The 17,280-nt window shown below is 44.0% G+C and carries 19 protein-coding genes; 14 read left to right on the top strand and 5 right to left on the bottom strand.

Features of this window, described 5'->3' with window-relative positions:
• Window positions 1–241: 241 nt before the first annotated feature.
• The gene (locus FFM84_RS15265) at window positions 242–502 is read left to right on the top strand and encodes a DUF2187 domain-containing protein (protein WP_130846307.1); all 261 of its coding nucleotides are present in this window, start codon (window positions 242–244) and stop codon (window positions 500–502) included.
• A 118-nt stretch (window positions 503–620) separates the two neighbouring features.
• Here FFM84_RS15265 and gad read toward each other — a convergent pair whose 3' ends face one another.
• Window positions 621–2,024 carry a glutamate decarboxylase gene (gene gad / locus FFM84_RS15260; protein WP_165444417.1) on the bottom strand — a complete coding sequence of 468 codons (1,404 nt, stop codon included), beginning with the start codon at window positions 2,022–2,024 and terminating at the stop codon, window positions 621–623.
• A gap of 187 nt (window positions 2,025–2,211) precedes the next feature.
• On the opposite strand from gad, the gene FFM84_RS15255 reads away from it, so the two are divergent.
• Complete coding sequence (locus FFM84_RS15255) at window positions 2,212–3,618, top strand: MFS transporter (RefSeq protein ID WP_130846305.1); 1,407 nt, start codon at window positions 2,212–2,214, stop codon at window positions 3,616–3,618.
• A gap of 38 nt (window positions 3,619–3,656) precedes the next feature.
• On the opposite strand, the gene FFM84_RS15250 is transcribed toward FFM84_RS15255, so the two are convergent.
• Window positions 3,657–4,553: a metal ABC transporter solute-binding protein, Zn/Mn family gene (locus FFM84_RS15250; protein WP_130846304.1), complete on the bottom strand. Its 897-nt coding sequence runs from the start codon at window positions 4,551–4,553 to the stop codon at window positions 3,657–3,659.
• A 167-nt stretch (window positions 4,554–4,720) separates the two neighbouring features.
• Between FFM84_RS15250 and FFM84_RS15245 the strand changes: the two genes are divergently transcribed.
• Window positions 4,721–5,251 carry a CvpA family protein gene (locus FFM84_RS15245; RefSeq protein ID WP_130846303.1) on the top strand — a complete coding sequence of 177 codons (531 nt, stop codon included), beginning with the start codon at window positions 4,721–4,723 and terminating at the stop codon, window positions 5,249–5,251.
• A gap of 42 nt (window positions 5,252–5,293) precedes the next feature.
• Here the strand turns inward: FFM84_RS15245 and FFM84_RS15240 are convergent, their stop codons facing one another.
• Window positions 5,294–6,418 (bottom strand): hypothetical protein, encoded by a 1,125-nt coding sequence (locus FFM84_RS15240; RefSeq protein ID WP_130846302.1) that lies wholly within the window; start codon window positions 6,416–6,418, stop codon window positions 5,294–5,296.
• 443 nt (window positions 6,419–6,861) lie between these two features.
• Here FFM84_RS15240 and folB point away from each other — a divergent pair, with 443 nt between their 5' ends.
• From folB to FFM84_RS15205, 7 genes are all read left to right on the top strand, one after another.
• A complete protein-coding gene (folB, locus tag FFM84_RS15235) occupies window positions 6,862–7,230 on the top strand; it encodes a dihydroneopterin aldolase (protein ID WP_130846301.1) in 369 nt (122 codons plus the stop codon).
• Window positions 7,220–7,720: a 2-amino-4-hydroxy-6-hydroxymethyldihydropteridine diphosphokinase gene (gene folK, locus FFM84_RS15230; RefSeq protein WP_130846300.1), complete on the top strand. Its 501-nt coding sequence runs from the start codon at window positions 7,220–7,222 to the stop codon at window positions 7,718–7,720. Before folB ends, folK begins: the two co-directional genes overlap by 11 nt.
• Window positions 7,721–7,722: 2 nt before the next feature.
• Window positions 7,723–8,292 (top strand): GTP cyclohydrolase I FolE, encoded by a 570-nt coding sequence (gene folE, locus FFM84_RS15225; protein WP_130846299.1) that lies wholly within the window; start codon window positions 7,723–7,725, stop codon window positions 8,290–8,292.
• A gap of 64 nt (window positions 8,293–8,356) precedes the next feature.
• The gene (locus FFM84_RS15220) at window positions 8,357–9,637 is read left to right on the top strand and encodes a bifunctional folylpolyglutamate synthase/dihydrofolate synthase (RefSeq protein ID WP_130846313.1); all 1,281 of its coding nucleotides are present in this window, start codon (window positions 8,357–8,359) and stop codon (window positions 9,635–9,637) included.
• On the top strand, window positions 9,630–10,232 hold the full coding sequence (locus FFM84_RS15215) for a non-canonical purine NTP pyrophosphatase (protein ID WP_130846298.1): 603 nt from the start codon (window positions 9,630–9,632) through the stop codon (window positions 10,230–10,232). The genes FFM84_RS15220 and FFM84_RS15215 overlap by 8 nt, the downstream gene beginning before the upstream one ends.
• Window positions 10,233–10,244: 12 nt before the next feature.
• Entirely contained in the window at window positions 10,245–11,396 is a 1,152-nt protein-coding gene (gene folP, locus FFM84_RS15210; RefSeq protein ID WP_130846297.1) for a dihydropteroate synthase, read from the top strand.
• Window positions 11,389–11,916 carry a DNA-3-methyladenine glycosylase I gene (locus FFM84_RS15205; protein WP_130846296.1) on the top strand — a complete coding sequence of 176 codons (528 nt, stop codon included), beginning with the start codon at window positions 11,389–11,391 and terminating at the stop codon, window positions 11,914–11,916. The genes folP and FFM84_RS15205 overlap by 8 nt, the downstream gene beginning before the upstream one ends.
• A 568-nt stretch (window positions 11,917–12,484) precedes the next feature.
• Here the strand turns inward: FFM84_RS15205 and FFM84_RS15200 are convergent.
• Window positions 12,485–13,372 carry a cation diffusion facilitator family transporter gene (locus FFM84_RS15200; protein ID WP_130846295.1) on the bottom strand — a complete coding sequence of 296 codons (888 nt, stop codon included), beginning with the start codon at window positions 13,370–13,372 and terminating at the stop codon, window positions 12,485–12,487.
• Window positions 13,373–13,510: 138 nt separating this feature from the next.
• On the opposite strand from FFM84_RS15200, the gene FFM84_RS15195 reads away from it, so the two are divergent.
• Both FFM84_RS15195 and FFM84_RS15190 read left to right on the top strand, forming a co-directional pair.
• Entirely contained in the window at window positions 13,511–13,852 is a 342-nt protein-coding gene (locus tag FFM84_RS15195; protein ID WP_130846294.1) for an ArsR/SmtB family transcription factor, read from the top strand.
• An 84-nt stretch (window positions 13,853–13,936) separates the two neighbouring features.
• Window positions 13,937–14,668, top strand: coding sequence for an SDR family oxidoreductase (locus FFM84_RS15190; RefSeq protein WP_130846293.1), 732 nt, complete (start codon window positions 13,937–13,939; stop codon window positions 14,666–14,668).
• A gap of 36 nt (window positions 14,669–14,704) precedes the next feature.
• Here FFM84_RS15190 and FFM84_RS15185 read toward each other — a convergent pair whose 3' ends face one another.
• Complete coding sequence (locus tag FFM84_RS15185; protein ID WP_225424714.1) at window positions 14,705–15,385, bottom strand: N-acetylmuramoyl-L-alanine amidase; 681 nt, start codon at window positions 15,383–15,385, stop codon at window positions 14,705–14,707.
• 171 nt (window positions 15,386–15,556) lie between these two features.
• Here FFM84_RS15185 and FFM84_RS15180 point away from each other — a divergent pair, with 171 nt between their 5' ends.
• Window positions 15,557–16,519: a serine hydrolase gene (locus tag FFM84_RS15180; RefSeq protein ID WP_130846291.1), complete on the top strand. Its 963-nt coding sequence runs from the start codon at window positions 15,557–15,559 to the stop codon at window positions 16,517–16,519.
• Between the two features lie 109 nt (window positions 16,520–16,628).
• On the top strand, window positions 16,629–17,267 hold the full coding sequence (trhA, locus tag FFM84_RS15175; RefSeq protein ID WP_130846290.1) for a PAQR family membrane homeostasis protein TrhA: 639 nt from the start codon (window positions 16,629–16,631) through the stop codon (window positions 17,265–17,267).
• The last annotated feature ends 13 nt before the right edge of the window (window positions 17,268–17,280 follow it).

Here is a 17,280-nt window from a genome sequence, read left to right as displayed (position 1 = left end):
GAACACAGAAGTCAAGCTTCTTAGCGCCGAGAGTAGTTGGGGGATCGCTCCCTGCGAGGGTAGGACGTTGCCATGCAAACGTAAGGAATCGATTAATCGGTTCCTTTTTTTGTGTGTTCCAAAGGTTTGCATAATAACCTAACGTTTAGGCCAAAAATTAACTACATTTGAGTGCAATAATTGTTATTATGATCATTCCATGCTATGTTATTAGCATCTTTTATGAAGTGGAGTGAGTGTAATGGCTAAAATTGCAGTGGGGGATCGGGTTAAATGCCAAAAGAATGGTAATACCGATTATGATTTTTATGCTAAAGTGGAAAAGGTTTACGAGAATTCCGCCTACGTGACGATCACGCATTACGACGTCCGCGATGATATTAATGTGGCTGAACTTCAATACCGAGCGGTAATTGCTTTGAAGAAGATGAAACTAGTTACTGAAAGTGAGCTTAATAAGACCGATTTACAGAAGGTAAGTGCGGCGATGTTGGCCGAATAATGAAGAGTGACTAATATTATGGCGTATCGATTACAATCGATACGCTTTTTAGATAAAAAGCTGGTGACATGAACGAGACCGTGTTCACGTCATCAGCTTTAAATTTAGTGAGCGCTCGTTAGTGTGTAAAACCATACTTCTTAGGTGCTTCATCAGCATGGTACACAATATGAGCTTGATTAAGTGCTTTGATGGCCGCAGTGAGGTCGTCGATAAAATCATGAGCCATGTTCATGCCGAAATCGGCGCGGACAACAATGCGTTGAATGACTTGCTGTTCTAGGTTAGCAGGTAGTGGATAAGTTGGGACTTGCCAACCATTCATGAGTAGGCGATCTGACAAATCATATAAGGTCCACTCACGATCGGAACGCGGAACCAATTGATAACAAATTAATGGTAACTGCTGGCCATTGTTGATTAACGAAAACTCACCCAATTGTTCGATTGCTTTTGCTAAATAGCGAGCAACGTTGTGAGTCTTCGTTTGAATTTCACGATAACCGTCCCAACCGAAACGCACAAAGTTATAGTATTGACCGATGAGTTGAGCGGCACTGTGTGAAAAATTAATGGCCATTGTTGGTAATTCGCCACCGAGGTAACTTACTTTGAAGACTAATTCTTCTGGTAAGAACTGTTGATCACGCCAGATGATCCAACCGACACCTGGATAGACCAGGCCATATTTGTGACCTGAAGCATTGATTGAAATCACATTTTTTAATTGAAAATCCCAGATCAATTGTGAGTCTACAAATGGGGCGTAGAACCCACCCGAAGCGGCATCAACATGAATATAAACCGGTAATTCGGTATGATGGTGGTTATACTTATCAACAATAGCATCGAGTGTCGATAAATCATCGTACTGACCAGTATAGGTGATCCCCATAATTCCAATAATCCCAATTGTATAATCGTCTACATAATCCAGCACGTGGGCTGTGTCCAAGGCCATCTGGTGTTCATCCATTGGGACAACGTGCATATCAATATCCCAGTAAACACAGAATTTCTCCCAGCAAACTTGATAGCCAGCTGAAATGACTAAATTAGGTCGTTGGGCGTTTAGATCCAGCCCCGCTTTTTGGGCTCGTTTCCGCCATGCAAATTTCATGGCCAGGCCACCTAACATACAGGCTTCCGAAGAACCAATCGTAGAAGTTCCCGTAAATTTTTCACTTTCGGGTGCATGCCACAAATTGGCAATGATGTTCACACAACGATTTTCAATCTCGGCGGTCCGGGGATATTCAGATTTATCAATGGCGTTTTTGGCTAAGGTGTCCTTCATTAAGTCGACCGCTTCGGGTTCCATGTAGGTTTGACAAAAAGTTGCCAAATTTAAGCGTGAGTTCCCTTCATCAAGCAGCTCATCGCGAACTAAGCGATCGGCTTCACGAGGAGCCAGTGCATGTTGGGCCAAGCGATATTTCGGTAAGTCATGTTGCTCAGCGGGATCGCCAAAAATGGGCGTCAAGAATTTGTTGGTTTCATGATCATGTTTACCATATAACATTGCCATTGTTTATCACCCTTACCTCATTATTTTTAAGTGAGTATAGCATGGTGATTAGCCACTCGTAAACGAAAACACTAGCGCATTTGATAAATCAGGTGGCCATCCCTGTACATTTATCCTCAGAATGATTAGAATAGTAACTGTTAGATAATAATAGTTCTAAAGTGAGAAAAGGGGAATTTTGATGGCGACAACAGAAACTACGTTGTCTGGTCGGCGGCGTTTTTGGTTTATTTTTACGTTATTGACGGGGACCTGGACAATGTCGATCAGTCAATCATCTTTATCGACAGTTTATCCGACCTTCATGCATGATTTTGGCATCTCGGCTTCTACCGTTCAGTGGTTAACCACGGGGTTTATGTTAACGATGGTTGTGATGATGCCGGTTAGTCCATGGCTACTAGATAATATTGGATTTAAGAAATTATTTTTAACGGTTTTAATCTTATTTGATGTTGGGTCATTAATTATTTATTTTGCGCCTTCGTTTGGCATCATGATGGTTGGCCGGTTGATCAAGGCAGCTGCTGTGGGGGTCTTGTTTCCATCGTATCAATCAATCTTATTAACCATTACCCCAGAAAGCGATCGTGGCTCAACGATGGGGATTGCCGGGTTGGTTATGGGATCAGCATTAGCCAGTGGTCCAATTATTTCAGGCGTTGTTTTGAAGTTCACGGATTGGCACGGCTTATTTTTAGTGTTTATTACGGTCGCAACCATTTTAATCTTAATTAGTTTTATCACGATTCAAGATGTGATGGTTAATAAGCCATCTAAGTTAGATCTCATCTCGATTGTGATGTTGTTAGGGTTTGCGGGTGTGTTGTATGTGGTTAATGAAATTGGCAAGGCTAACGTCAATTGGACGTTAAATGGGATTTTATTAGTGATCTCACTGTTGGCGGTCGCCTATTTCGTCTATCGGCAATTTCATCTACAAACGCCATTACTGGAGTTACGCGTTTTAAAAACGTTTAATTATGACTTAGCGATCTTCTTAACTGCGATTTCTTATATCGCCTTAATTGTCGTGACGATTGTCTTTCCACTTTATTACCAAGGCGTCTTAAAAGTGTCGCCATTTATTTCAGGATTATCATTAGTTCCTGGCGCCGTGTTCCTCAGTATTTTGAATCCATTAACTGGAAAATTAGCAGAGAAGATTGGTTACAAGCAGATCATGTTAGTCGGGATGAGCATGATCGTGATTGGTTGGTTGATCCTGGCCCTGCTCACAACCAAGCTAAACTTATTGACGATGATCTTATTAGCCGCCTTAATTGAAGGTGGGAATGCCTTTGTCATGATGCCAGCGGTGACCTTGGGGGCGAATTCGTTGCCGGATCAGCTCATTTCACACGGGACGGCAGTCATTACAACCGTGCGGCAAATTTTAGGTTCAGCAGGGGTCGCCGTGGCAACGTTGATCTTATCCAACGTCACTGCCGCGCAGCTCAAGGCCGGTGTACCGACATTAACGGCTAACTTACATGGTTATCACGCCGTCTTCTGGACGATGTTAGGAGTCGAAATTGTGGGATTGGTCTTGGCATTGTTATTACGAGATGAACGACAACAAAATTAGCTCAAATAAAAATGGTGAATCGTCATGATTCACCATTTTTATTTGGTTGCTTGTTGAATTTTTTCAAGTTGGCGATATTGTGATAGCATCCAACTGCGATAAGTCTGATGGGCCGGCAATGTTTCCGTGACTTTTAACACGGGGACGTTGTATTGATGGGCTAATTGCACCATATTATCCACAATATTGCTATCAGATTGGGTGTTTTCAACGAAAAAGGCAATTCGATGGTGCTTGATGGCCTGCTGCATCTGTTGAATGTCTTTTGGTGACGGATCGGCACCATTTTCAATAGCCATGGCAAAATGATTATTACTGATTTTATAGCCAAGTGACTTTAAGGCATAATCAAAGACTGGCTCACTGACAGCAACTTTTTGTCCGTGCACGTTAGCTTTGAGTTGCTTAATGAGCTTGGTCAGTGGTTTTAAACTAGTTTGATATTGAGCGGCCTGTTTGAGAAAATACTGTCGATGAGCCGGCTGAATGGTTCCAAGTTGTTTAGCAATCGCAGTCGCTAGCTTGGGCATCGTGGTAGGATCATACCAAACATGTTCATTAGCACCATTCGCTTTACCAGCGACTGTGGTACCGACTGTCAGGACTTTAGTACCGTCAGCCTTATTAGTGGTTAGTTTACTCATCCAACCGTCATAACCGAGGCCATTATCAATAATTAACGCCGCTGAGCTGGCCTGTTTGGCTGTTTTAACGGTAGGCTCGAAGTCATGAGGATCGATGCTGGCGCGGTTAATAACCGCCGTAACTTGCCCGTATTTACCGGCCACTTGTTTAGCGGTTTCACCATAGAAATTCAGACTGGTAAGGATCTTTATCTGACCAGCTTTAGTGGTTGTTTTGGGAGTGGTACAGCCCGTCAATAGACCAATAAGACCTAAGACTGCAAGACCACTAAATACTTGCTTTAGACGCATTTTTTAAGGCTCCATTCTGACTGATAACTGTTAAACCTTAACGAAAATTAAAGATGAAGTCAAGCAAGGGCAGAACTGTCTAAGTAATGCTTAATTTTTAGCGATTAACGCCTAGTCATTCAAGAAAGCTGGTAAAATATAAGTCACACCATTTGGGAGGTGCAGACATGATTTTTACCATTGTGATTTTATTATTACTAGTAGGGGCTATTTTTCGCGGCTTTCATCGCGGGTTTGTGATAGAAATCTTACATCTGATCGGGACGATTGGGGTCTTGATTTTCGCACGATTACTTTATCAGCCATTGGGAACGACCTTGGCCTCGTTATTAACGAGTTTAAATTTAGTCAAACAAAGTGCAGTGAGCACGTTAGTCATTAATTTAGTGGCGTTTTTTATTTTAACGTCGCTAGGCTGGGCAGTTATTCGGATGTTAGCGCGGGTGTCGCGAGCCATCACTTGGTTACCAGTGATCAAGCAAGTCAATAGCTTAGCCGGCGGTGCGGTATCGTTTGTGATCAGTTATCTGGTTATTTTTGTTGTTTTATCGCTAGCCAACTTGGTGCAAACCGATTTTATTCAGACACAGATGTCGAATTCACCGGTGGCGACGTTTATTGTTAAACAGACACCGGGGTTAACGAGTCAGTATTTAGGCAATGTGTTTAAATTTGAAACTGGCACACAGAATTCATAATCAGTAGGGCTTGAGACGATTAATCTCAGGTCTTTTTTTATACTATGTTGGTTGACTAAAGAATCGGTAACAGCGACGCAATAATTCTTCTGGAGATTCATTGTAAACGAGTTCAATGTCACGGCGTGTTTTGATTGTTTCTTTACCAAGCGTACTTAACATGCTGTGGGAAAGCCCCTCGCTTAGTAACAATGTAAAATCAATTTGGTTGGAGACCGCAGTGGTGGCAATCCAGTTAATACTCTTTTCATGATTATTGACGATGAGTGGTTCAACGCCAAACGCACGTAACATTTGATTAAGACGCTGAGTACGTTGCCAAGTGACAATCAATATTTTTTTGCCGGTTAATTTTATTTCCGCATCCGCTGGTAATAACGCCTGATAATTGGAACGTGCACGTCGGCGGTGTAATTGCAGTTCATGATGTGACCGTAATTGTAATGGGGTAATGTCGTGGAAAATAGTGGTAACCAAGACGCAATCGCCATCAATGATACCCGCATAAACGGCATTTTTAGTTAAGGTACGTTTAGCCGCACCTAAGCGCCGATATTTTTGATAAGCGCGGCCGTTGACGACTTGAAAATAATAACCGCCGTGGTGCGGAATAAAACAACCAAAAATACGATTGCCGGTGTTGATTAAAACATCTTCTAATAAAACATGATGATAGCGCCGATGAGCCGCTGGAAGCCACGCGACTGAATTGATTTTCGCCGGCGTAATTTTGGCCATGACTTGATCGACTAGTGGAACGGTTGAGCCAGATGAGCTAGCTGCTTTAATCAGTCGGCGCTTTAAGCGGCGGTTTTCAGCTGTGGCTTCATGGTTAATGGCCTTTAGCCGTGTGATAAGTTGATCTTGACTAGAGAATTGTTTTTTAAAGTCTTCATAGCGAGCTAAGTGCTGACGGTCCTTAGGTGTTAAGAGTTGCTGGGTCTGATTAAATGCCCGTTGTTGGTAGGCTGCCGTATATAAGTTGTCGGCGCGGTTATAAATGAGGATACCTAGCGCAAACCAATTACTGACACTATGACTGAAATCGCGTGCTTGTTGCCATTGTACGGTTAATTTTGCGTTTTCGCTGGTGACATCGACCAGTTGTTGGTGTAACTTGCTGAGTTGCTGCTGACTAGTCGCGAGTTGTTTATGGCATATGGTCAATTGTCGTTTTTGCTGATTGAGCTGATGTTGTAATTGTTTGAGTTGCCGCTTTAATCGGCGATTTTCACGTTTTAAGTCAGTTATATCTGGAGTGGGTGATGTCGTTTTGGTTTTAGTCTTTGTTTCATCATGTGGGTGCTGTTGTTGATAGCGTTCGATTAACGCATTTTTTGCAATCTTTGTTGGCTGTTTTTATCATAACTATATGGTTGTGGTTTCATCTGAGTGCCCCTCCATTCGCACTAGCATTTAATAGTTATAGTGTAGCATGAAGTATTGCAAAAAGGGAACGTATGTTTTTTAATCGCTGTACATGAAAATAAAGATTTGATAGCTAATACCGAACGTTTAGTTAGTCATTTATCGTAAACTGGCGGATTATTACCCGCGCACGTGCGCTTCATGCTATTATGGTAGTTAAAAACAGTATAAGAGGGATCCTAATGGGAATGATTCGAATTAACAATTTGCGGGTACATACTTTTAATGGTGTGTTACCAGAAGAACGGCGTAACGGCCAACAATTGGCGTTGGATATTGCCATTAAATATCCAATTGAAACCAAAGTTTTACACGACGATGTTCATGAAACGATTAATTATGCAGAAGTTCGGGCCGTGGCTGATGAATTTGTGACGACCCACTCGTATAAATTAATCGAATCGCTCGCTAACCACTTATTGTGGACACTTTTGGATAAGTTTCCCACGGTTGAGTTGATCAATCTTAAAATTCGGAAATATAGTGTCCCAATGCCAGGAATTTTTGACGATGTTGAAATTGAGGTCGAGGGGGCGCCAAATGACCGCTGAAGAACGGGTTTATTTGAGCGTTGGTTCTAATATCCATCCGCGTGTCACCAACATTAAAACTGCGCTACAACAATTGGCCGATTTGGCAGACGTGACGGTGGTGGCAACTTCTAATTGGTATGAAACGGAACCATGGGGGAATCGCGATCAGGCCAACTTTTATAATGTTTCGGTGGCGTTGACGACTAGTTTGACGCCGGATGAATTATTGGACCGGCTACATGAGATCGAGCAAGGCCTGCATCGGCAGCGACAAATTCACTGGGGCCCACGGACAATTGATTTAGATATTATTTTTTGGGGTGCCCGGCAACTCAACACCTCAACGTTAATTGTGCCCCATGCCCAAGCAGCTAAACGTAACTTTGTGTTGTTACCAACTGCCGAAATTGCGGCCGATGACCCTATCGTTGGGCCACAAGTAGCGGCACTAATTAAAGCCAATCAAGATAATAGTTGGATAAAAAAAGTAGGAAATGTGAGTGAGTAAAGATGATTGATGAGGATAAACAAGCAAAGATTCGCCATGCTGTTCGTGAAATTTTAACAGCGGTTGGTGAAGATCCCGACCGACCGGGCTTAGTGGAAACACCGGATCGGGTTGCACGGATGTATGCAGAAGTTTTTGCGACTAAAACGGCGGCACCATTTGATAACTATAAGTTGTTTAAAGTGACGGAACCAACAGAAATGGTGTTATTAAAAGACATTCCGTTCTATTCAATGTGTGAACATCACTTATTGCCATTTTTTGGTACGGTGCAAGTGGCCTATGTGCCACAACATGATCAAGTGATCGGGTTAAGTAAGATTCCACGGTTGATCGACTATTGTAGTCAACAACCTAACGTGCAAGAACGATTAACGGTGACGATTGCCAAGGAACTCCAACGGATTTTAGATCCAGCTGGGGTAGCAATTTCGATTACGGCGCGTCATATGTGCATGGAGATGCGGGGTGTTAATAAGCCTGGCGTTCAAACCGAAAGTAGCTATTATAGCGGGCAGTTCCGCGATGACTTAGACTTGAAACGGGAATTTTTACAGCGAATTGCAAAGTAGGTGAGCGAGCTTGGCAACAATTGAGGCACAATACACAGCTTTACTGGCACAACTGAATCAAGCGATGTTGGCTAATGACGCCGACCGGGTACCATTATTGCGGCGAATTATGCGGCATTTAAACCATCCTGATCGACATTTTCATGTCATTCACATTGCAGGGACTAATGGCAAAGGCTCAACGGGAGCAATGTTAGCAAGCGTGCTCCAGGCACAAGGCTTACGAGTTGGCCGCTTTAGCAGTCCGGCGATCAATGATCCGCGCGAACAACTGCAGGTGAACGGTCATTGGATTCAGCTGGCTGAGTTTCTCGACAGCTATCATGAAATTGTGCCAGTGTTAACCAACATGGGGCTAAAAGCTGCTGATATTTCAGTGTTCGAATGGTTTTTCCTCATTAGTATGGTCTGGTTTCGTAATCAGAACCTCGATTGGGCCATTGTTGAAGCTGGTTTGGGTGGTCAATACGATGCCACTAACGCTTTAGCAGGGCCTCAAGTGACCGTCTTTACCAAAATTGCCTTAGATCATACGCGCATTCTGGGATCAACGCTTGATGCGATTGCACGCAATAAATCAAAAATTATTAAATCGAAAACAACTGTAGTCACGTTGGCCAATCAAGACCCCGCAGCCCAAGCCGTTTTGCAAGCCGAAGCGGCCAGGCAAGGTGTGCCAATCGTCCGACCAACGCGCTTGAACTGGCAAGTACATGATCGTGAAATTACCGGGACAACCTTAGATATTGCCAGTGATCAGTATCAGTGGCAAAACTTAGAACTGGGGTTAGTCGGTGATTATCAATTACAGAATCTGAGTTTAGTTTTAACAGTGATTGCGGTTCTTAAACGACACTCAATCACCATCAGTGACACTGCGGTACGGACGGGCTTAGCACAAGTTCAGGTTCCCGGTCGACTGACGGTTTTACAAACGGAACCGCTAATCGTAGCCGATGGCGCCCATAATCCGGATGGTATGCAGGCTTTAGTGAAGAGCCTACAGACCTTATTACCCGGTCGATCACTTGTCTGGGTCGTCGGTGTGTTGAAGGATAAAGCCTATGAACAGATGCTAATGACGTTGTTACCTGCAGCACAAGTGGTGATTACCAATACACCTCAACAACCAGACCGAGCTTTACCGGCTAAGGTGTTGGCGGCAACGGCTGAACAACTTGCGATAACTGATCAACCACAAGTCATGGCAGCTGATGATATTCAATCGGCTTTAGCCTTAGCGCAACAAAAAGTGGCTGAAAATGGTGCAATTGTGGTCGCGGGCTCATTTTATGTGATGCGTGAGTTACAACAAGCCGGATGGTTGGTGTTGCCGGATGACTAAATCATGGTTAATTGCGTCCAATAATCCTGGTAAGAGTCGGGATTTAGCCCAGTGTTTAGCTTATTATGGCATTGTGGCCCAGCCGTATTATGAGGTTGCCCCACGTTTAGATTTTCCGGCTGAAACAACGACGAGTTATATTGAAAACGCCAAGGCGAAGGCTAAATTTGCGGCCCAGCAATTACAACAACCAGTGATTGCGGATGATAGTGGGATTGAAATTCCAGCTCAACCAACGGCGTATGGGGTCACGACCGCGCGTGATTTAGGCCAAACAACCAGTGGTTTTGATCGCAATCAGGCGTTAATCACGACAATGGCGGGTGTCCCTGATGATCAACGGCAAGCCGTGATGCGCGCGACTTTAGCGGCGGCTTGGCCAGATGGACGGGTAGTCACCACTCAGGCCATGATTCAAGGCTATTTAGCGCATCATCAAATAGGTCGCTATTCAGGTGGCTTTGATCGACTATTTTGGCTGCCACACTTTGGGCGAACCTTAGCCGAACTACCGGATATTTGGCGCGTGCCACTAACGCATCGTGGGCACGCCGCTGCGCAATTACAAGCACAATTACTAGGTCAGAAAGGTTAGGTGGATTTAGAAATGTTAGTTCAAGATATTACGAGCCAATTTGCACAAACCAATGATTTCGCCAGTCGGGCATTATTTGCCCAAGTCAATCGGCAACAACAAGTGGTTTTACAGTTTAGCCATTACCATGCCCAACAACAAGCACAATTAATCCAACTGTGTCAACAATTGGACGGCGTCGTGCAAGTTGATGCGACCAAATTGACGGTGTTACTAACACAAACGGCTGCACGGCAATTAACGACCCACTGGCCTCAAGTTTTTCGAGATCAAGCGATGGTCCAAGGTCAGTTGACGCAAATCATGAAGCAGTATGATATTTATTGGCAAGCTGGTGAAAAACGGTTTAATTTAACAGATAAACCGATGATCTATGGCATTATGAATATTACGCCAGATTCTTTTTATGATGGTGGTCAATACAAAACCATGACGGATGTATTGAATCACGTTGATGAGATGCTACAAGCCGGTGCGGATGTGATTGAAGTCAATGGTCAAACGACACGTCCCGGATTTAAAGAAGTGACACCGGAAGTTGAATTGGATCGGACCTTACCTTATATTCGGGCAATTAAGCAGCATTTTCCCGAGGCAGTCATTGCGATTGATACGTATAAATATGACGTTATGCAAGCGGTCTTAACCGAAGGCGTCAGCATTATTAATGATGTGAATGCCTTTACTGATGATCCCCGGAAATTGCGTTTAATGGCGGACAGTCGGGTTGGGTTATTGACGATGCACAGTAGTCGCGATCAAGAATACACTGATTTGACTAGTAGTATGCGGCAATTCTTCGAACAAAATATCGCTGCTTTAACCGGTGCGGGAATTGATCTGGAACGAATTGCCTTAGATCAAGGGATTGGCTATGCTAAAGTGGCCCATGGTGAACAAGACTATGTGATGATGCGCAATATCGATGAATTCAACTATTTGAAACGACCGATGATGGTGGCTATTTCACGTAAAGGTTACTTGGGCTTATTGTTAGGTCTCAAAAAAGAAGACCGGTTACCAATGACACTGGTGGCAGAAGCCGCGATGATGTTAAAAGGTGGCCAGATTTTGCGGGTTCATGATGTTGCTGAAACCAAACAAATGGTGACATTGTTAGATCGCATCGATCAAGGCTACTGGTTGGCGACTGACCATGATTAGTCCCACCGATTTTGACGACTTTACGAGCAATGGCCCGGCTGATTACGATGCCTATTTTGGGACGCCAACGCATGATGATCATGTGTTGTTTGAATTATTAGTGGTCGGGATCTTACAAGTCGGGCTGAGTTGGCAAGCAGCGGCTAGTCAATTACCGAAATTACGTCAACATATGGCTGGCCTACGGGTTGAACAAGTGGCAGGTTTAGATGAACCTGATTGGGAACAATTAATGCAAACAGATGGTATCATGCACAATGGCCGTAAATTACGAGCCATTATCACCGATGCCCGGGCGATCATTCAGTTACAGCGCGAGTATGGCAGTTTTAGTGCTTACTTGTGGGCATTTGTTGATGCGACACCATTACTGATGCCAGCACCGGATGATGAGTTGCCGACACGATCAGCATTGGGCACGCGTGTTGCGAAGGATTTACACAAGCACGGTTTTACGTTTGTGGGTCCCGTGGTGACGCAGATGTTTTTATTAGCTGCTGGGATTATCAAGTTAAACTAGCTCAAGGTTGACAGCTATTTCAGTTACAATGATCACTGATATGATTTACTTGCCACCTGCCGTTCGCCCACATTGAGCCGGAACGCTGTGGGTGGACCGGTCCAGCCAAAAAGCGGTCTGAACCGTCGTTTTGAACCACCAAGCCCGTGTTTCAAAAGCGCCGAGCTCTAAGTGATAAATCGCTAAGAGCTCCCACGGCTGGGCTCAATGTGAGCTCACTCTCGGTTATGATGGCGATTACGAGATTGATTGGTATTCGAAATACAACCTACGTCAGCCAGTGATGGCGCCGGCCGTGAAAATATCGTTAGTCCGGATGATTCTACCGGACTTTACGATATGGACGACTTTTGAGACTAGCGGTTTAGGCTAGGCTTAAAAGCGAGGTGGAAGCCTGATCTTTGGCTGGAACCGGTCCCCACAGCCGGCAGAATCACTGGCTGACGTAGGTGACTAATTTAGCATGATGCAAATTATAAGGGCTGTTACTGGTATATTTATTTTAAACGATCAAAAAAGCGAGGACCGACAGTTGTCGACCTCGCTTTATGTGTTGGCATAGTGGTACTTAAATTGAACTATCGGTCGTTTCGTAATTGACTTTGCCTAACTCAACTTGAACGGTGATGTGTGTTAAGGGGAATTGTTCGCTTAAGGCTTTGTTCAAGTTTTCTAAGAAGCGATTGTTGTCGGCTAAGGTTGACCGGCAGAGGTGCACGGTCATCGCCGTTTCAGTGGTACTCATCCCCCAGATATGCAAGTCGTGCACTTGGTTGATCGTGGGTTGAGCTAATAAAAAGTCACGAATGGCAGGTTCATCAATGTTACTAGGTACCGCTTCTAATGAATAATTCATTGCATCGCGTAAGAGCCCCCAAGTGCCAATCAAGATGATGATGGCGATCACTAAGGAGACGACGGGATCGAGCCAATACCAACCAGTACTTAAGATGATAAAACCAGCGAGCACCACGCCAAGGGACACACCAGCATCAGCGGCCATGTGTAAAAAGGCGCCTTTGATATTAATGTCATGTTTTTGGCCCTTCATGAAAAGCAGGGCGGTGAACCCATTGACGAAGATCCCAATAGCGGCCACAATAATGACATCCCATTCGCCGACTGGTCCAGGATTGCTTAGTCGTTGGATGGCTTCTACTGAAATCCCGCCAATGGCGACTAATAAGAATACCGCATTGAACAGGGCGGCTAAAATTGAAGAACTTTTGTAGCCGTAAGTATATTTGGAATTAGCACTTTTCTGGCCAAGCCAGACTGCTAACCATGAAATTAAGAGGCCCAAAACGTCACTTAAATTATGACCAGCATCGGCGACTAAGGCCAATGAGTTGCTGGATAAGCCATAACCGGCTTCTAAAACGATAAATATTGAATTTAATAACACGCCAATTTTGAATGCGTTGGTTTGTTGTTTGATTTGATGTGTATGTGCCATCAGAAATCCCTACCTTCTCAGTTGAATTCGACCTTTGAATGGTTATAATTGATTTATGAATAGATTTACATATGAATGACTGTTCATGTGTATTGTAACACCTTGTTTTGCAAACCACAATCAGAAATTGGAGTAACTATGAATTCAGAAATTGATCATGAGGCCATTGTTGAACGTTTGAGTGCCTTAATTCCACAAGATGATGAACTTGGCCGGATTACCGCTATTTTTAAGGCGCTCGGTGATCCGACCCGCGCGCGAATCATTTATGCGCTGGGTGTTTCCAAGCTCAGTGTTGGTGAGTTGGCAACTGGCCTAGCATTAACACAATCCAATATTTCACACCAGTTAGCCGTGTTGCGGGAGTTAAAACTAGTCGTTGGCACGCGCAGTGGCCGGCAAGTACATTACCAATTAGCCGATAAACACATTATCAGTATTTTTCAACAAGTCGCAGCTCATGCCGAAGAAAATCAATAAGCGAATTGTCTAGGTTAAATCCAAGTTAATTTACCAAGAATGCAGTATTCTTATTAAGGTAAGATAACGATTGGAGGCAATCAGATGACATTAGCAACACAACAACTTTTAATTGTCGGGGGCACATCTGGCTTTGGTGAAACCGTAGCCCAGCAAGCCTTAGCTGCAGGGGCAACGGTCCATATTATTGGACATCAGCCACCCCATGTAACGGCAGCTATCGAGCGACTAAAAACAACTAGCACGGCCGTGGCTGGTACGGCTTTAGACGCACAGGACTTGACCGAACTTACGGCATTTTTTAAGTCGGCGCCGAAGTTTGACCATATTATTTCTTTCTTAGGTGGTGCGATGGGTGGCGGGTTCTTAGATAATACCGTCGCCGCGATTCGTGAAGCCGTTGAAGCAAAGTTTTTTGCGAACTTACAGTTAAGCCAGTTAGCGGCTAAGCAATTAAAACCGGGTGGCTCGTTGATTTTAACGTCAGGCGCTGGTGGACATCCGTACGATGCTTCGGGCGCCATTATTGGCAATCAAGCGATTAATACGTTAGTCGCAGGTTTGGCGGTAGAAATGGCACCGAATTATCGTGTTAATGCAGTGGCCCCAACTTGGACGCCGACTGGTTTATGGCGCGATATGACGCCAGAACAAGTTCAGCAACAGGCCGCGGATTTTAGTCAGGGCGTGCCCTTAAAGCGGGTGGCAACTAAAACAGAAGTCGCTTCAGCGTATCTCTATTTAATGCAAAATCAATTCGTTACCGGTCAAGTTCTCCATGTTGATGGTGGCGTTGACTTAGGTGTTAAAGCATAAAAAAATTCCGACCAGCGCTGGTCGGAATTTTTTGTACTATTTGATTTTTTCGTTAGCAATTGCTTCAACATAACCTTTGGCGATCTTATCAAGATTCTTGTTGATCCGTTTGAAATCACCTTTGTTCGTGATAAAGCCAGTTTCGATTAAACTGTAGTCAATACCACGTTTGCGTAAGACGTTGCAGTTCCGTAAGTTGGTGCGGAAGCTATAACCATTGTAGGCTGGATTGAGCCCAACATTACTTTTGATGACTTGGCGTAGTCGCACATCGCGCGCCGTTGGTTTGGCCTTGTGAATAATCACATGACCGCCATGGGCATAGGCACTAGTTGAGGCGTCTAAATGGAACATGATCACCGTGGTATTTTTCTTGATTTTATATGAGCCTTTATGGAAGACCATCGTGTCCCGGACAATATTGTGACTAGGATTGTAGATGGTGACGTTGCTCTTTTTAATCTTTTTGGCATATTTTTGTAACTGTGGCATTAAGTGTTTGCGTAAATAAGTCGCTTCGGTGGTGCCATTTCCCCGGGCACCGGGATCACCAGCACCATGACCCATCACGAGTAAATAGTGATGGGTCGCTTTCTTCTTTAGTGTCTTTTTAGCTGTAGTGCTGGTGGTGGTTTGTGCGTTAATCGTGGTTGGCTGACTCCAAGCTAACCCACCACTGATGGCGCCAAATGCGAGTAGTGTAATAAACTTTTTCAAAATAGCTCCTCCTTTTTTCCCCATAAGGTTATTCTAGCAGATCTAATGATCTTTGGAACAATCGATAATTCCCTTATGGTAAATTTGCTATAATACAGGTGATCGCAAAAATCAGTAACTTTGGAGAAAATGATAAAAACAGGCTTATCATGGTTAGCAGGGGGTAGTGAGATGAAAAAAGGGGTTTGGCTAGGTGTTATTGGGATTTTATTACTTGGTGGGCTAGTGGTTCAACCTAAATCGGTACAAGCAACTAGTTTAAAAAGTGAACGCTCAGCTATAAAGAAAATCGCGAAACAAGATTTGAAATCGCTGGGTGGTCGTTGGTCAGTACAGATCACGCGTCTAGGCAAGCAGCCGTTAAGTGTACAAACTGGCAACCACAAGATCGGTCGGCAACGGTCGGCTAGCACGATTAAAGTTTTTATCATGTTGACGATTTATCATCGCGTTCAAAAGCATCAGATCAAGTTAACGGCGCAAAACCAACAAGACTTAACGTTAATGATTCATAATTCGGATAATGCGGCAGCAAACCGGCTGATCACGCGCGCTGGCGGACTTAAAATGGTCACCAAAACGGCGCACCAATTCGGATTTAAACAGACAAGTTTGCAGCGTCATTTATTAGACACTGCCGCGTTGCAACGTGGTTATGATAACTACACGTCTGTACAAGACTTAACCGCCTTTTTGACCAAAATGTATCGGCATCAACTACTTGGAAAGACGTATGACCGTAAGATGTTGACGTTACTGAAAGGTTGTCGTAACCATAGTAAGCTACCTTATCTGGTCAAAAATGCCACGGTTTACAATAAAACCGGTGAGTATCCCGATAAAGGTGTTCAAAACGATGCGGCATTATTCAAGACGAAATATGGTGTTTATAGTATCGTGGTTTTGGCACAAAGCGGCTCGCAGGTTCAGCAATATCGTGGCATGAATCGGTTAGGTCGTGACATCGTGACTTACTTGAATCAGCATCCAGCTAAGCAAAGTCGTCAAAACACGAGCAGTCACCTCACTTTACAACCTAGATTAAGTTCACTGGTCGCCATCGTAAGTCTGGAAAATTCAGCTAAACCAACGATGTTGCCCAAGTTTTTCGATCATGGTTATTTTGAGCGATAGTTAACCAATAAATAAGCAAACCTAACCATCTAGTTTTATAGACTAGATGTATTGATATTGACATCATATGATGGTATGCTATTACCAATGAAACTTAGAGGTGATTAACATGCAACAGCCATCACGGCGTTATCAAATTACTAATGAAGTCTTGAATTCGGTCACTCATGGGATTGGCCTCGTACTAAGTATTGTCGGCTTTGTCTTTTTGATGCTTAAAGCGTATGAAGATGGTCGCGGCATTGAATGGGCAGCCTTTATTATTTATGGCTGTTCGTTGTTTGTCCTGTATACCTGTTCGATGCTATTTCATGGGTTGTATTTTACGCGGGCTCGAGAAGTTTTTCGGATCTTGGATCACAGTGGCGTCTATGTGTTAATTGCGGGAACCTATACGCCGTTTAGCTTGTTAGCGATTCGCGGTTGGCTAGGTTGGACAATCTTGGTCACCATTTGGATCTTGGCGATTAGTGGGATTACGGTGAATGCCGTGTGGCCAGGCCGCTTGAAAAAAGTAGAAACTGTCATCTATGTCTTGATGGGCTGGATGTGTTTAGCCGGTGGGCGCCAGTTGTGGACCAATCTAGGGGTGACTGGGTTCTGGTTACTAGTTGCTGGTGGCGTCGCCTTTACGTTAGGGGCATTGTTGTACAGCTTTCCACATATTAAATACTTACATGTCATCTGGCACATTTTCGTGATGATTGGGACGACCTTAATGTATTTTTCGATCTTCTTTTATATCTAAAACAATTAACGAC

Origin of the sequence: Lactiplantibacillus mudanjiangensis, assembly GCF_005405385.1 — a bacterium.
Lineage (GTDB): Bacteria > Bacillota > Bacilli > Lactobacillales > Lactobacillaceae > Lactiplantibacillus > Lactiplantibacillus mudanjiangensis.
The sequence above is the reverse complement of the archived record's forward strand: the minus strand, read 5'-3'. Positions and strand labels throughout refer to the sequence as shown.

Coding starts and splice junctions, on each gene's coding strand:
- FFM84_RS15265 (WP_130846307.1), top strand. CDS start 242: ATGGCTAAAATTGCAGTGGGGGATCGGGTTAAATGCCAAAAGAATGGT.
- gad (WP_165444417.1), bottom strand. CDS start 2,024: ATGTTATATGGTAAACATGATCATGAAACCAACAAATTCTTGACGCCC.
- FFM84_RS15255 (WP_130846305.1), top strand. CDS start 2,212: ATGGCGACAACAGAAACTACGTTGTCTGGTCGGCGGCGTTTTTGGTTT.
- FFM84_RS15250 (WP_130846304.1), bottom strand. CDS start 4,553: ATGCGTCTAAAGCAAGTATTTAGTGGTCTTGCAGTCTTAGGTCTTATT.
- FFM84_RS15245 (WP_130846303.1), top strand. CDS start 4,721: ATGATTTTTACCATTGTGATTTTATTATTACTAGTAGGGGCTATTTTT.
- folB (WP_130846301.1), top strand. CDS start 6,862: ATGGGAATGATTCGAATTAACAATTTGCGGGTACATACTTTTAATGGT.
- folK (WP_130846300.1), top strand. CDS start 7,220: ATGACCGCTGAAGAACGGGTTTATTTGAGCGTTGGTTCTAATATCCAT.
- folE (WP_130846299.1), top strand. CDS start 7,723: ATGATTGATGAGGATAAACAAGCAAAGATTCGCCATGCTGTTCGTGAA.
- FFM84_RS15220 (WP_130846313.1), top strand. CDS start 8,357: ATGTTGGCTAATGACGCCGACCGGGTACCATTATTGCGGCGAATTATG.
- FFM84_RS15215 (WP_130846298.1), top strand. CDS start 9,630: ATGACTAAATCATGGTTAATTGCGTCCAATAATCCTGGTAAGAGTCGG.
- folP (WP_130846297.1), top strand. CDS start 10,245: ATGTTAGTTCAAGATATTACGAGCCAATTTGCACAAACCAATGATTTC.
- FFM84_RS15205 (WP_130846296.1), top strand. CDS start 11,389: ATGATTAGTCCCACCGATTTTGACGACTTTACGAGCAATGGCCCGGCT.
- FFM84_RS15200 (WP_130846295.1), bottom strand. CDS start 13,372: ATGGCACATACACATCAAATCAAACAACAAACCAACGCATTCAAAATT.
- FFM84_RS15195 (WP_130846294.1), top strand. CDS start 13,511: ATGAATTCAGAAATTGATCATGAGGCCATTGTTGAACGTTTGAGTGCC.
- FFM84_RS15190 (WP_130846293.1), top strand. CDS start 13,937: ATGACATTAGCAACACAACAACTTTTAATTGTCGGGGGCACATCTGGC.
- FFM84_RS15180 (WP_130846291.1), top strand. CDS start 15,557: ATGAAAAAAGGGGTTTGGCTAGGTGTTATTGGGATTTTATTACTTGGT.
- trhA (WP_130846290.1), top strand. CDS start 16,629: ATGCAACAGCCATCACGGCGTTATCAAATTACTAATGAAGTCTTGAAT.